Origin of the sequence: Bradyrhizobium iriomotense, assembly GCF_018129405.1 — a bacterium.
Classification (GTDB): Bacteria; Pseudomonadota; Alphaproteobacteria; order Rhizobiales; family Xanthobacteraceae; genus Bradyrhizobium; species Bradyrhizobium iriomotense_B.
Map to the genome: position 1 here is coordinate 98622 of NZ_JAFCLP010000011.1, position 12610 is coordinate 111231.

The 12610-nt window shown below is 65.6% G+C and carries 12 protein-coding genes; 2 read left to right on the forward strand and 10 right to left on the reverse strand.

The window, feature by feature from the left end; translation table 11 throughout:
• Window positions 1-85: 85 nt before the first annotated feature.
• From JQ592_RS22365 to JQ592_RS22395, 7 genes are all read right to left on the reverse strand, one after another.
• Entirely contained in the window at window positions 86-865 is a 780-nt protein-coding gene (locus JQ592_RS22365) for an SDR family NAD(P)-dependent oxidoreductase (protein ID WP_211404952.1), read from the reverse strand.
• 27 nt (window positions 866-892) lie between these two features.
• The gene (locus JQ592_RS22370) at window positions 893-1594 is read right to left on the reverse strand and encodes a GntR family transcriptional regulator (protein WP_246820599.1); all 702 of its coding nucleotides are present in this window, start codon (window positions 1592-1594) and stop codon (window positions 893-895) included.
• 108 nt (window positions 1595-1702) lie between these two features.
• Window positions 1703-2446 (reverse strand): aspartate/glutamate racemase family protein, encoded by a 744-nt coding sequence (locus tag JQ592_RS22375; RefSeq protein WP_211404954.1) that lies wholly within the window; start codon window positions 2444-2446, stop codon window positions 1703-1705.
• A 10-nt stretch (window positions 2447-2456) separates the two neighbouring features.
• Window positions 2457-3722 carry an NAD(P)/FAD-dependent oxidoreductase gene (locus tag JQ592_RS22380; protein ID WP_211404955.1) on the reverse strand — a complete coding sequence of 422 codons (1266 nt, stop codon included), beginning with the start codon at window positions 3720-3722 and terminating at the stop codon, window positions 2457-2459.
• Between the two features lie 3 nt (window positions 3723-3725).
• Complete coding sequence (locus JQ592_RS22385; protein WP_211404956.1) at window positions 3726-5387, reverse strand: thiamine pyrophosphate-binding protein; 1662 nt, start codon at window positions 5385-5387, stop codon at window positions 3726-3728.
• 128 nt (window positions 5388-5515) lie between these two features.
• Window positions 5516-5869 (reverse strand): RidA family protein, encoded by a 354-nt coding sequence (locus JQ592_RS22390; protein ID WP_211404957.1) that lies wholly within the window; start codon window positions 5867-5869, stop codon window positions 5516-5518.
• Between the two features lie 16 nt (window positions 5870-5885).
• On the reverse strand, window positions 5886-6803 hold the full coding sequence (locus tag JQ592_RS22395) for an NAD(P)-dependent oxidoreductase (protein ID WP_211404958.1): 918 nt from the start codon (window positions 6801-6803) through the stop codon (window positions 5886-5888).
• A 213-nt stretch (window positions 6804-7016) separates the two neighbouring features.
• Here JQ592_RS22395 and JQ592_RS22400 point away from each other — a divergent pair, with 213 nt between their 5' ends.
• Window positions 7017-7853, forward strand: a complete 837-nt coding sequence (locus tag JQ592_RS22400) for a transporter substrate-binding domain-containing protein (RefSeq protein WP_211404959.1) — start codon at window positions 7017-7019, stop codon at window positions 7851-7853.
• A gap of 11 nt (window positions 7854-7864) precedes the next feature.
• On the opposite strand, the gene JQ592_RS22405 is transcribed toward JQ592_RS22400, so the two are convergent.
• The 3 genes from JQ592_RS22405 to JQ592_RS22415 all read right to left on the reverse strand — a co-directional run bounded on the left by JQ592_RS22405 (window position 7865) and on the right by JQ592_RS22415 (window position 11634).
• Window positions 7865-8611 carry a metallophosphoesterase family protein gene (locus JQ592_RS22405; RefSeq protein ID WP_211404960.1) on the reverse strand — a complete coding sequence of 249 codons (747 nt, stop codon included), beginning with the start codon at window positions 8609-8611 and terminating at the stop codon, window positions 7865-7867.
• Window positions 8612-8761: 150 nt separating this feature from the next.
• On the reverse strand, window positions 8762-10270 hold the full coding sequence (locus tag JQ592_RS22410; RefSeq protein WP_211404961.1) for a carboxylesterase/lipase family protein: 1509 nt from the start codon (window positions 10268-10270) through the stop codon (window positions 8762-8764).
• Window positions 10271-10293: 23 nt separating this feature from the next.
• A complete protein-coding gene (locus JQ592_RS22415) occupies window positions 10294-11634 on the reverse strand; it encodes an MFS transporter (RefSeq protein ID WP_211404962.1) in 1341 nt (446 codons plus the stop codon).
• Window positions 11635-11840: 206 nt separating this feature from the next.
• Here JQ592_RS22415 and JQ592_RS22420 point away from each other — a divergent pair, with 206 nt between their 5' ends.
• Window positions 11841-12491 carry a TetR/AcrR family transcriptional regulator gene (locus tag JQ592_RS22420; RefSeq protein ID WP_211404963.1) on the forward strand — a complete coding sequence of 217 codons (651 nt, stop codon included), beginning with the start codon at window positions 11841-11843 and terminating at the stop codon, window positions 12489-12491.
• Window positions 12492-12610: the final 119 nt, after the last annotated feature.

Sequence of the window (12610 nt, forward strand, 5' to 3'; positions counted from 1 at the left end):
GAGCCTTTGCCAAACCACCTCTTGTGGTAATGGGTCCTGGCTTTCGCCAGGACGACATCGAAGGCTTGGAGCGACCCTGCGCCCCCTACTTCTCTTTCACCGGCACCGTGTAGTTCAGGATCAGCCGGCCGCCATCCGGATAGATCGTCTGCCCGGTGATGTAGGACACATCGTCACTGGCAAGGAACGCGACAACGGATGCGACCTCGCTCGGTTCGCCACCACGGCCAGCCGGCGTACGCGACATCACGGTCTTGCGGGCATCCTCGGACGTGTAGATGGAAGACGCCACCATGTCGGTCAGGATCGTGCCCGGCCCGACCGCGACGACGCGGATGTTGTGCGGGGCGAGCGCGACGGCGGCCACCGAGGTCAGCTGCTTCATACCGCCCTTGGACATCGCGTAGGTCGCAAGCGCCGGGATCGCCAGCAGCGCGTTGACCGAGGACATGTTGATGATGACCCCGCCGCCGCCCTGCGCGATCATCTGCCTGGCCGCCGCCTGCACGCCGAAGAACGCGCCTTTCAGGTTGATGCCGATGATTTCGTCGAATTCCTCTTCGGAGATCTCGAGGATGTCCCGGTTGCGGGCGACGCCGGCGTTGTTGACCATGATGTCGAGCCGGCCGAACTCCTTCGCGGCGGTCGCAACGAGCTGGTCGACGTCGGCACGCCTGGCGACGTTGCCGACGACGGCGCGCAACGCATCCGGCCGTCCGAGCTCGGCGGCCGTCGCGGCGAGGCCTTCGGCATCGACGTCGGAGATGACGACCTTGACGCCGTCGTCCAAAAACCTCTTCGCGCAGGCCTTGCCGATGCCGCGCGCCGCGCCGGTGATGGCGGCAACCTTGCCGTTGAGTTTCATGTGCGCGCCTCCCGAAAACAGGACGCCCTATCGGGCGTCAATTGCCGCGGCCGGCATGTAGATCTGCGCGTAGCCTTCCTTGATCGCGGCGGTGATGCGATCGAGGCGGCGGTCGATGTGCTTCTCCAGCACCGACACGCAGGCCTCCTCATTGCGCGCCTTCAGGCCTTCGACCACGGCGCGGTGCTCGGCCTGGGTGTTGGAGCGGTTGATGCGGTCCATGTCGATCCAGCGCACGAAGCGGATGCGGGCATTGACGTTGCGCAGGACGCGCAGCATCTCGGCGTTGTTCGACATGCCCATCAGCCGCTCGTGGAAGGTCTCGTCCAGCTCGACCAGTTCCACCGAGGAGCGCTCGCCCGGATCGGGGCCGGTGGCTTCGAGGAATTTCAGCAGCGCGTCGATGTCCTCGTCCTTGGCGCGTTTGATGGCGAGGCGGATCGCGGCGACCTCGATCGACTTGCGCAGCTCGTAGAGATCGAAGATCTCGTGGGCGTCGAGCTCGCGGCAGAAAAAGCCCTTGCCCGGCGTGAAGCGCAGGAAGCCTTCGGTGTTCAGACGATTGAGCGCCTCGCGCAGCGGCGTGCGGCTGACGCCGAGGCGTTTCGCCAACTCGCCCTCATTGAGCCGTTCGCCCGGCTTGAACTCGTAGCTCACGGCCATCGCCTTGAGCTGTTCATAGACGCGATCGACGATACTGTCGGAGGCCAGTTCCACGTTGCTCATCATCAGCTGCATTCATGCCCGAACACAGCCCAATATATCGGGGCTGCCTGGCCGATGGCAATGCAAACCGGAGTTTAGCAGAGCTTGTTCAGAGCTTTGCGACAGCCGGACTCAGGCAAAGGCGCGCGGGCGCAGTCCAGCATGAAACCAGGTGATCATGGAATAGATGTCGTAGACGGGCAAGCCAACCTCGGCCTGCAAGGCCGCTGCATAAGGCGGCATGTTGGTGCATTCGAGCACGATGGCGCCGACGTCAGGATTCCTGGCAACGAGCTCCTTGCCGGCCTCGACCACGTCGCGCTCGGCCTGCGCGATGTCCATGTCGTCCTTCTCGGCCTTGATCAGGACGCGGAAGAACTCCTTGCCGTGCTCGGTGCCGACCAGCGGCGTATCGAGCGGCACGCCGGCGCCTTCGAGATGGGCCGGCGTCAAGGTCGAGCCCGACACCGTGACCAGGCCGACGCGCTTGCCGGGCGGCAGCGTCGCCTGCACCCACGGCACCTGCATCAGTGACGAGGTCGCGACCGGCACGCCGACGGCCGCTGCGATCTCCTTCTGGAACAGCGAGAGGAAGCCGCAATTGGTGGTGATGGCTTCGGCCCCGAGCCGCACCAGGTCTTTCGCAGCATCGATGAAGTCAGGCAGCAGGCCGGCGGCGCCCTTCAGCACCACCTTCTCCGGCGAAGCGCCGCTCACCACGCGATAGAGCACGGGGAACGGCCAGGTCGCGCCGTTGCCCATGTCGCCGGGAATGCGGGGGAAACGCGCTTCCAGCATCAGGATGCCGAGCGGCGCGCCGTAGATGGCCTTGCCGCCGCGGGCAATACGAGAAGGCGAGTTGGCAGGATAAGTCATGGGTGCGATCTCAGAGGAAGCGATCAGGAGAGAACGGCGCGAGCGGAATTTCAGGCTGCTTGCCGCTCAGAAGCTGGGCGACGAGGCGGCCGGTGCGGGCCGAGCCGACCAGGCCGACATGGCCGTGGCCGAAGGCGTAGACGATGTCGCGCGAGGCGCGTGCGTGGCCGATGCAGGGAAGTCCATCCGGCATGCTCGGGCGATGACCGAACCAGGTCTTGATGCGCGATGCCGGAATGTCCTTCGGCAGTTTCGGGAACATGCCGAGAAGGTGGTTGCGCAGGATCTCGGCGCGCTTCCAGTTCGGCGCGGCCTCGAGGCCGGCGATCTCGACCGTGCCGGCGGCGCGCAGGCCCTTGTTGGTCCAGTTCACCACCATCTTGGCGTCGGACGCCATCATCGAGCTGCGCGGACCTGATTCCGGATTCTCGATCATGACGTGATAGCCGCGCTCCGTTTCGAGCGGCAAGGGATCGCCGACCGATGCAGTGAGCTGCTTCGAGCGGGCGCCGGCGGCGACCACCGCAGCATCGCAAGCGATCTCGCCGGCGTCGGTGAGAACGGCCACGAGCTTGTTGCCGGACAGCTTGAGACCGGTCGCCTTGGCCCGCACGTGCTTCGCGCCACCGGCAATCGCGTGATTGGCGAGGGCTGCGACATAGGCACCGGGATCGCGGCAGCGGCCGGCCTCCTCCACCACAACGCCAAACGTGTAGCGCGGATGCAGGTCCGGCTCACGCTGGCGCATTTCGTCGGCATTGAGCTCCAGCCATTCGACGCCGACCTTCTTGCGCAGGCGCCAGCCGAGATCGTTGTCGAAATTGCCGCGCGACGGGAAGACGTGCATCACGCCGTTGCGCTCGACCAGTTCAGGCACACCGGCCTCTTCCGCCAGCGTCCTGTGCAGCAGCGGTGCGTCCTTCAGGAGATCGCGCAGCGCAAACGCCGTCTTCTCGACCCGCGCCGCGGTCCAGCCCGACAGCAAATACTTGATCAGCCAGGGCAGCGCCTTCGGCAAGTACGACCAGCGGATCGCGAGCGGGCCGAGCGGGTCCATCAGATAGCCCGGCACCTTCTTCCAGATGCCCGGCTCGGCCGGCGGGATCACCGAATGCGAGGAGAGCCAGCCGGCATTGCCGTAGCTCGCCGCCTGTTCGCCACCGGGCTCGCCCGGATCGATCAGCGTGACGCGATGTCCTTCGCGCAGCGCCTCGATGGCGCTGATCACGCCGACCGCGCCGGCTCCGATGATGGCGACGTGGCGGCCTCCTGACATCGGTTACGCCTTCACGGCTGGTGCGAAATCCTTACCGACCGAGATCGCGCGCGGATCAATGATGCAGTGGAGGATCGACGGCTTGCCCGAGGCCAGCGCACGCTCGAATGCCGGCGCGAACTCCTCGGTGCGCTCGACGCGCTCGCCATGGCCGCCGAACGCCTTGGCGTACATCGCAAAGTCAGGGTTCTTGAGCTGGGTGCCGACCACGCGGCCGGGATAGTCGCGCTCCTGATGCATGCGGATAGTGCCGTATTGCGAATTGTCGACGACGATGACGACCAGCGGCGCGTCGTATTGCACGGCGGTCGCGAACTCCTGGCCGTTCATCAGGAAGCAGCCGTCGCCAGCGAACGCGACGACGGTGCGATCCGGGAACTGCCGCTTGGCGAGCACCGCCGCCGGCACGCCATAGCCCATCGAGCCCGAGGTCGGCGCGAGCTGCGATGCAAAGCTGTGGAAGCGGTGATGGCGATGGATCCAGCCGGCATAGTTGCCGGCGCCGTTGCAGACGATGGCGTCCTTCGGCAGGCGGTCGCGCAGCCAGGTCATGACCTGGCCATACTGGAACGAGCCCGGCAGCTCGCGCGCCTTGTCGGTCCAGGCGAGGTAATCGGCATGCGCCTTGGCCGCCTCGCCCTTCCAGGCAACGGCGCCCGCGGGCTTCAGCGTCTCGACGGCGGCGGCGAAGGCGGCCGGCGTCGCCTGGATCGCGAGCGCCGGCTGATAGACGCGGCCGAGCTCTTCCGAACCCGGATGCACATGGATCAGCTTCTGCTGCGGGGTCGGAATATCGAACAGCGTGTAGGACGAGGACGGCATTTCCGACATGCGGCCGCCGATCAGCAGGACGACGTCGGCGTTGTCGATGCGCGCCTTCAGACCCGGGCTCGGCCCGATGCCGAGATCGCCGGCATAATGCGAGTGATCCGCGTCGATCAGCGAGGCCCGGCGGAACGAGGTCGCGACCGGCAGGTCGAACCGCTCGGCAAAGCGCGCGATGCTTTTGGTGGCTTCATCGGTCCAGCGCGAGCCGCCGAGGATGACGAGCGGCGCCTTGGCGCCCGCGAGCATCGCACCGACGCGCTCGATATCAGCAGGCGCCGGCCAGCTCACCGCCGGCTCGATGCGCATGGCGTCGGCGACGGCGGCGGTCTCCGTCAGCATGTTCTCCGGCAGCGAGATCACCACGGGGCCCGGGCGGCCCTGCATCGCGACACGGAAGGCGCGCGCGACCAGCTCGGGAATGCGGTCGGGGCGATCGATCTCGACCGCCCATTTCGCCATGGTGCCGAACACCGCCTTGTAGTCGAGCTCCTGGAACGCCTCGCGCTCGCGCATGCCAGTGTCGACCTGGCCGACGAACAGGATCATCGGGGTCGAGTCTTGCATAGCGATGTGGACACCGTGGCTGGCATTGGTGGCGCCGGGGCCGCGGGTGACGAAGCAGACACCGGGACGTCCGGTGAGCTTGCCATAGGCTTCCGCCATCATCGCAGCGCCGCCCTCGGCGCGGCAGATCATGACGTCGATCGGGCTGTCATGCAGCGCATCGAGTGCCGCGAGATAGCTCTCGCCCGGCACGCAGGTGACGCGCTCGACGCCTTGGGCGACGAGCTGATCGATCAGGATCTGGCCCCCGGTGCGGGTGTTACGAATGGTCATGACAGCTCCTGCAGGCTTTGGCGATGCGCTTTGAGGCCTCGCGCAAGTTTTGTTCGGAGGTGGCGTAGGACAGGCGGACATAAGGCGCAAGGCCGATGCAAACAGTGCAGAGGCCATCGGCACGCATGTCAGCTGCGGGCGGCAATCGCGATCACCTCGATGCGATAGGCGGGATCGGCGAGCTCGACCTTGCCGCAGGCGCGGGTCGGCGCGTTGCCCGGCACGACCCAGGCATCATAGACCGCATTCATGGCGTCGAAATCGTCCATGGTCCTGAGCCAGACCTGGACGCTGAGCAGGCGCGACTTGTCGGTGCCGGCGCGCGCCAGCATGTCGTCGACCTTGGCCAGCGCCTCTTTTGTCTGCTGGGTGATGTCGGCGGTCTTGGTGTCCGCGACCTGGCCGGCGAGGAAGACGAGATCGCCGAACACGGAGGCGCGGCTGCGGCGGGCGTTCTGGTCGATACGAGTGATGTCAGACATCGTGTGTCCTTGTTCTTTACTTGCCGGTGGCGATGATGCGGCGGCAGTGATCGAGCGCAGCACCGATGAGGTTGTCGCTCGCCTCCGGCGTGCGGAATGCCGAATGCGCCGACAGCGTCACGTTCGGCAGCTTTGTCACGGGATGACCTGATGGCAGCGGCTCGACGGTGAAGACGTCGAGGCCGGCATGTGCGATGTGGCCCGAACGCAGCGCGTCCAGCATCGCGTCCTCGTCGACGATTGCGCCGCGCGCCGTGTTGATCAAAATGCTGCCCTTGCGCATCTGCGCGATGCGCTCGCGCGACAGAAAACCCTTGGTCTCGTCGTTGAGGAGGAGATGCAGCGAGACGACGTGGCTCTCCGCCAGCAGCTTCTCCAGCGACACGAACTCGACGCCGGGATGGCTCTTCGGCGTCCTGTTCCACGCAATCACCTTCATGCCGCAGCCCGCCGCCATGCGCGCGGCTTCCGCCGCGATGCCGCCGAAGCCGATCAGCCCCAGCGTCTTGCCGGTGAGCTGCATCGCGTCACGACGCAGCCAGTTGCCCTCGCGCATGCCGCGGTCCATCTCGCCGAAGTTTCGCGCAGACGCCCACATCAGCGCGATCGCGCATTCGGCAACCGCGGTGTCGCCATAACCCTTGATGGTGTGGACCGAAATGCCGCGTTCGGCCAGCTCCTCCGGATTCATGTAGCTGCGCGCGCCAGTGCCGAGGAAGACGACATGCTTGAGCTTCGCGCACTTTCCGGCAATCGCTGATGGCACCGCGGTGTGGTCGACGATCATGATCTCGGCATCGTCCAGCAGGCCGGGCAGATCGTCGGGCTTGATGGAGGGATTGCGGTTGATGCTAACAGGCAGATTGGCAGCCCCCAGCAGCTTCTCGGTGACCGCGGCCAGCGTGTCGTTGGCATCGACAAAAACAGCACGCACAGACTTTCCCCTCTCCAATCCCGGATCGCAGACCGGATCGCGATCCGGTCGGGTATCACGCAATTTTCTCTCGCTTTGCCAACGGACTAGGCTCCGAACTGCCTCGTCGCTCAAATCGCCGGCAGGCTCGCAATACCATATTGCATTATGATCTGAATACAGAAATAGTCCACGGGCCGGAGCTGTTGATCATTCCCCAGGGGAGCACTGACCATGAACCGCAGGGACGCACTCACAACCGTGGCACTCGCAGGCGCCGCAATGGCCGCGACCGCCTCGGCCAAGGCCGATACCGCGCCGACCTCCACGCTCGATCGGATCAAGAAGAGTGGCGTGCTGCGGGTCGCGGTCATCGCCGGCCAGGACCCCTATTTCCACAAGGACCTCGCGACCAATCAATGGTCGGGGGCCTGCATCGACATGGCGAACGACATCGCGGCCAAGCTCGGCGCCAAGGTCGAGACACTGGAATCGACCTGGGGCAACCAGATCCTCGATCTGCAGGCCGACAAAATCGACCTCGCCTTTGCCGTGAACCCGACGCCCGAGCGTTCGCTCGTCATCGACTTCTCCACCCCGATCCTGGTGCACTCCTTCACCGTCATCACCAAGAAGGGCTTCGCCAAGCCTCAGACCTGGGCCGAGCTCAACAAGCCAGAGGTCAAGATCGCCGTCGATATCGGCTCGACGCACGAGACGATCGCGCGCCGCTACTGCCCGAAGGCGAACATCCTCGGCTTCAAGGAGCGCAACGAAGCGATTCTTGCCGTCGCGACCGGTCGCGCCGACTGCAACATCTCGCTTGCGGTGCTTTCGGTCGCGACCTTGAAGAAGAACCCGACGCTTGGCGAGCTCGCGGTGCCGCGGCCGCTGCTCACGCTGCCGACCAACATGGGCATCCGTGCCGAAGCCGACCGGCGCTACAAGGATTTTCTCAGCGCCTGGGCCGATTACAACCGCTCGCTGGGCCAGACCCGCGAATGGATGCTGAAAGGCTTTGAAGCCGTCGGTCTCAGCGCGGACGACATTCCCGGCGAAGTGCAGTTCTGAGCTGGCGCGGTCTATTCGCGCTCGCGTGCGACCCAACCCGTTGCGATCGCGCTCGCCCAGGTGAGCATACCTTTGCTGCGCGCCAGCGCCGCCATGGCCGTGTTGTCGTAGGGCACGTAACGGATCGTTGCGGACCAGCCGCCACCGGCATGCTCCAGAATCGCGTAGCACGCATGGGGCGTGCCGATCTCGACCACGTAAGGAACGGGCGCCTTACCGTCGTAGCCCGGCAATCCAACGCTGCCGGGATTGACGACCAGCCGTCCGTCTCTGAGACGCACAACTCGCGGAATGTGGGTGTGCCCGCACAGGATGATCTGGGCAGCGACCCCCGCGGCGCCAGCCTCGATTGCCTCGATCTCGCTCGGGCGAACGCTGCCGTCGGCCGTGACCCGGTCGAGCCAGAAAGCAGCGTCGTCCCTGGGCGAGGCGTGACACAGGAATACCTGCTCCCGGTAGGTCAGCGTGGATGGCATGCTTGCCATCCATTCGAAGTGCTTTCGCTCGAGCTCTTGGAAATCGCTGCGCACCGAGCCACCTGCGTGCCAGAGCTCGACCAGAATTCGGTCCTGATCGCCCCGCACCGACGGAAAACCACGCTCGATCAACAGGTCCGCCGTTCGCGCCGCCTCGAGCGGACCACTGACGTGGTCGCCGAGGTTCACGACCTCGTCGATGCCGAGCGCGACAATGTCCGCAAGCACGGCTTCAAGCGCCGGACGATTTCCGTGCACGTCTGCAATGGCAGCAAACTTCATTTGGCCTTCTCCATTCGAGATGGCCGACGATTCACGCGATGCGGGACGATGCAGGGATAGCGGTTCTCTTTAGCTGCATTTTTAGAAGCGCCCGCAAGCTGAGGATCAAATCGGCGCTGGAGAGACGCTTACATGACCAAGATGCCGCGATCAACCGACCTTCGCTCGTGCGGCCGGAGTTTGCGGCGCGCCGGATTGGGCGAGCAGCTCCGCCCACAGGCGGGAGCGCACGCCTTCATTGAGGGGCACAATATGAAACGGCTGGCCGAAGATTGCGAGCGGCTCCTTAGGAAGCTCGAACCGCGGCCAGGCTTCCGCAATGTCAGGCGCGCCTGATGTAACGAAGCGCAGCAAGCTCGTCTGAAACCGCGCGGCGACGTCGATGTCGGCAGGCGTCATCGGACCGCCCTTGCGCTTCAGGATCGGCCGATCGATGAAGTCAGGCAGATGTGCCCAGAGGCAGGCGTTGTCCGCGCCGTGGGTCGGCCCCTGCGACAGGAACGGCTCCAGCGCCGAGCGATGGTCGAACCGGCTCAGCCACACCGCGCCGCCGGCCGCAGCGTGCAGCCGCGCGAGGTCGGCCGTCGGGCGGTGCCAGAACGCATCCGACAGCAGCGCCTCATACGGATCCTCGTCGGAACGCGCGGTGGCGCGGTAATAGGACAGCAGGCGTCCCCAGCCGGCATCGCCGAAGGCGGCGCGCACCTGGCGCTCGGTGGTGCGGATCATCGCGGCGGGCGGCGTGCTCTTCAGGAACATCACCATCTCGTCGCGGCAGGAGCCGAGCCAAAGCGGAATGTCGCGCAAGCTGCCGTCGGCAAAGACGTCGCGCGGCTCGCGCGCGATCACGGTGCCGTCGAGCACCGGGCCGAACACGGTGCCCGAAGCAGTCTCATCCGCGATCATGCGGCCGACGCGCTCCACGACCGCAAAGAGTTTTGGCAGCGGCACAGACCCGATTGCGGCCGGATCGCGCGCCAGCTCGAGCTCGTCGAGCACGCGGCGCGCGACCTCGTCGGCATGATCGACGCTCATGATGGCCCGCCCGGGCGCGCTGAGCGCGAGGGCGCGGATGAACTTGCCCCTCGCCTGCGGGAGGGTTGCGAGCGCAATGACCATGGAGGCGCCGGCCGACTGGCCGGACAGCGTAATGGCGTCCGGATCGCCGCCGAAATTCGCGATGTTGGCATGCACCCAGTCGAGTGCGGCGAGTGCATCCATGATTGCGAGGTTGTTGGCCTCATCGAGGCCGTGGCGATGCAGTTGCAGGAATCCGAGCGGGCCGAGCCGGTAGTTGATGGTGACGATCACCGCCGGACCGTGCTCGGCGAGGAAGCCGCCGTCATAGTCAGCGCCGCCGCCGGTGACGAAGGCGCCGCCGTGAATGAAGACCATCACCGGCAGCGGCCGATCCATCCCTGACGGCGTCCAGATGTTCAGGCTGAGACAGGCGGTCTCGTCCGCATGATCGAGATGGCCGGGTTGCGGCGCATAGGCGCCGTAGTCCGTGCAGCGGCGCGGCTCCGTCCACGCGCGCAGCGGCGTTGCCTTGGCAAATCGCTGCGCGATGGCGAACGGCACGCCCTTGAAGGCACGTACCGTTCCTTGCTCGACGCCGACGACCGGCCCGGTCGTGGTCGAAACTGCGTTGGTCAGCATGCGGTCGTTACCCTGTCTTTCACTCAAGCGCGCCGCTTGCCGAGATCGGCGATGTCGACGGTGTGGGTTTCGCGCGCGGTCGCCGCTGATACGGCCGAGATCACGCAGCAGCAGGCGACGAAGATCGCCACCGGGACCCAGCCGTTCGGCCCCTCGCCCACCAGGCTCGCGCTCACCAGCGGCGTGAAGCCGGCGGCGAGGAAGCCGAGCTGGGTGCCGATCGCCGTGCCGGAATAGCGCACGCGCGCCTCGAACATCTCCGCATAGAACGACGGCCAGATCGCGTTCGGCGCGGCATAGACCACGCCGGACAGGATCATCGCGGCGGCGAAGATCGCGATCGTGTTGCCCGACGTCACCAGCATGAAATAGGGGAACAACAGCACGGCGCAGCCAAGCACGCCGCCGATGAACACCGGCTTGCGGCCGATCTTGTCTGCGAGCAGGGCCCACAGCGGCTGGGTGATCAGCGCGGTGACGTTGCCGAGCACGCCGGCCCACAGCATGGTCGGACGCGCCACGCCGAACTTGGACGTCGCGTAGCCGAGCGCGAACACGGCGGTCATGGTGCTGACGGTCGCGATCAGCGCGCAGACGATGACGCGCAGCACGTCCGGCCAGTAGTCGCGCAGCAGCGCGATCACCGGGAAGCGTGCGACCTGTGCCTTGTCCTTGATGTCCTCGAACACGGGCGTTTCCGGCATCGTCCGCCGCACCAGATAGGCGACGACCAGCACGAAGAACGACAGCAGGAACGGGATGCGCCAGCCCCAGCTCAAGAGCTGGTCTTCCGGCAGGCTCGACACCGGAATGAACACCAGCGTCGCCAGGATCGCGCCCGCCTGGGTGCCGCTCAGCGTCCAGCTCGTGAAGAACGCGCGATTGGAGTTGGCGGAATGCTCCAGCGTCAGCGAGTTCGCCCCGCTCTGCTCGCCCGCGGCCGACAGGCCCTGCAGCAGGCGCAGCAGCGTCAGGATGATGGGCGCCGCATTGCCGATCGATTTCGCGTCAGGCAATAGCCCGATCGCGAGCGTCGAGCCGCCCATCAAGACCAGCGTGAACAGCAGTACCGTCTTGCGGCCGATGCGGTCGCCGAAATGACCGAGGATGACGGCTCCGACGGGCCGTGCGATGTAGCCGATGCCGAAGCTCAAGAGCGCGAGCAGCGTTGCCGTGCCGGGATCGACATTGGCGAAGAACACTTTTGGGAAGATCAGCGCCGCCGCGGTGCCGTAGATGAAGAAGTCGTAGTATTCGAGCATGCTGCCGACGAAGCTGACGAGCGCGGCGCGCTTGGGCAGCTTGTTTTGCGCGGCTTCCGCGCTGGATGATGCGTGCAGCGATGCGGTTGACGTCAAAGTCATGAAATTCCTCCCCATGTGTCCGGTGCGGTTCGCGTCAGGGCGTCCACCCCGCGCGCGTTTTGTGGTTCTGGTTGCCGCAACCTTGGTTTCAATTCATAATGTACGAACTAGTACGTTTATGCAATACGCGTTGGATCGACGCCCAAAGGGGCGAAATTTGCCTTCACCTTCAAGGCGATCCATGGAAACTGGCGGGAGAAACAGCAATGCTCGAGCGCATGCCGCCCCCATCGAAGCGCACCAACGACCCCGAGCGCACCAAGCGCGACATCCTCGAAGTGGCGATGGCCGAATTCGCCTCGGAGGGCTATTCCGGCGCCCGCGTCGACGCGATCGCGGCGCGGACGCGCACGTCCAAGCGCATGATCTATTACTATTTCGGCGGCAAGGAGCAGCTCTACCTCGCAGTGCTGGAGGAGGCCTATCGCAGCATCCGCGCGCTGGAGGACCAGCTCGACATCGAAAGCTGCGACGCGCGGGAGGGACTACGCCGGCTGATCGAAGCGACCTTCGACCACGACGAGCGCAACCCTAACTTCATCCGCCTCGTCTCAATCGAGAACATCCACCACGGCAAGCACCTGAAGCAGAATTTGCAGCTGCGCCAGCTCAACGCCAGCGTGATCGCGACCCTCGACGGCATCCTCAAGCGCGGCCGCACCGAAGGCGTCTTCCGCGACGACGTCGACGCCATCGACCTGCACCTCGCCATCTCCTCCTACTGCTTCTTCCGTGTCGCCAACCGCCATACGTTTGGGGCGCTGTTCGACCGCGACCTCAGCGAGCCCAGGGTGCTGGCGAAGAGCCGGGCGCAGATCGTGGAGATGATCTTGGCGTGGCTGGGGGCGAGGGGGTGAAGTTGCGGCCCCGCACTCGATTCGTCCTGGCGAAGGCCAGGACCCATAACCACCGAACACCGTTTGGCGAAGACTCGGGGTTACCAGCTCCCGCCGCAACATCTCCCCGGGGTAATGGG

Coding starts and splice junctions, on each gene's coding strand:
- JQ592_RS22405 (WP_211404960.1), bottom strand. CDS start 8,611: ATGAAGTTTGCTGCCATTGCAGACGTGCACGGAAATCGTCCGGCGCTT.
- JQ592_RS22410 (WP_211404961.1), bottom strand. CDS start 10,270: ATGCTGACCAACGCAGTTTCGACCACGACCGGGCCGGTCGTCGGCGTC.
- JQ592_RS22375 (WP_211404954.1), bottom strand. CDS start 2,446: ATGACTTATCCTGCCAACTCGCCTTCTCGTATTGCCCGCGGCGGCAAG.
- JQ592_RS22390 (WP_211404957.1), bottom strand. CDS start 5,869: ATGTCTGACATCACTCGTATCGACCAGAACGCCCGCCGCAGCCGCGCC.
- JQ592_RS22380 (WP_211404955.1), bottom strand. CDS start 3,722: ATGTCAGGAGGCCGCCACGTCGCCATCATCGGAGCCGGCGCGGTCGGC.
- JQ592_RS22365 (WP_211404952.1), bottom strand. CDS start 865: ATGAAACTCAACGGCAAGGTTGCCGCCATCACCGGCGCGGCGCGCGGC.
- JQ592_RS22385 (WP_211404956.1), bottom strand. CDS start 5,387: ATGACCATTCGTAACACCCGCACCGGGGGCCAGATCCTGATCGATCAG.
- JQ592_RS22370 (WP_246820599.1), bottom strand. CDS start 1,594: ATGATGAGCAACGTGGAACTGGCCTCCGACAGTATCGTCGATCGCGTC.
- JQ592_RS22420 (WP_211404963.1), top strand. CDS start 11,841: ATGCTCGAGCGCATGCCGCCCCCATCGAAGCGCACCAACGACCCCGAG.
- JQ592_RS22415 (WP_211404962.1), bottom strand. CDS start 11,634: ATGACTTTGACGTCAACCGCATCGCTGCACGCATCATCCAGCGCGGAA.
- JQ592_RS22400 (WP_211404959.1), top strand. CDS start 7,017: ATGAACCGCAGGGACGCACTCACAACCGTGGCACTCGCAGGCGCCGCA.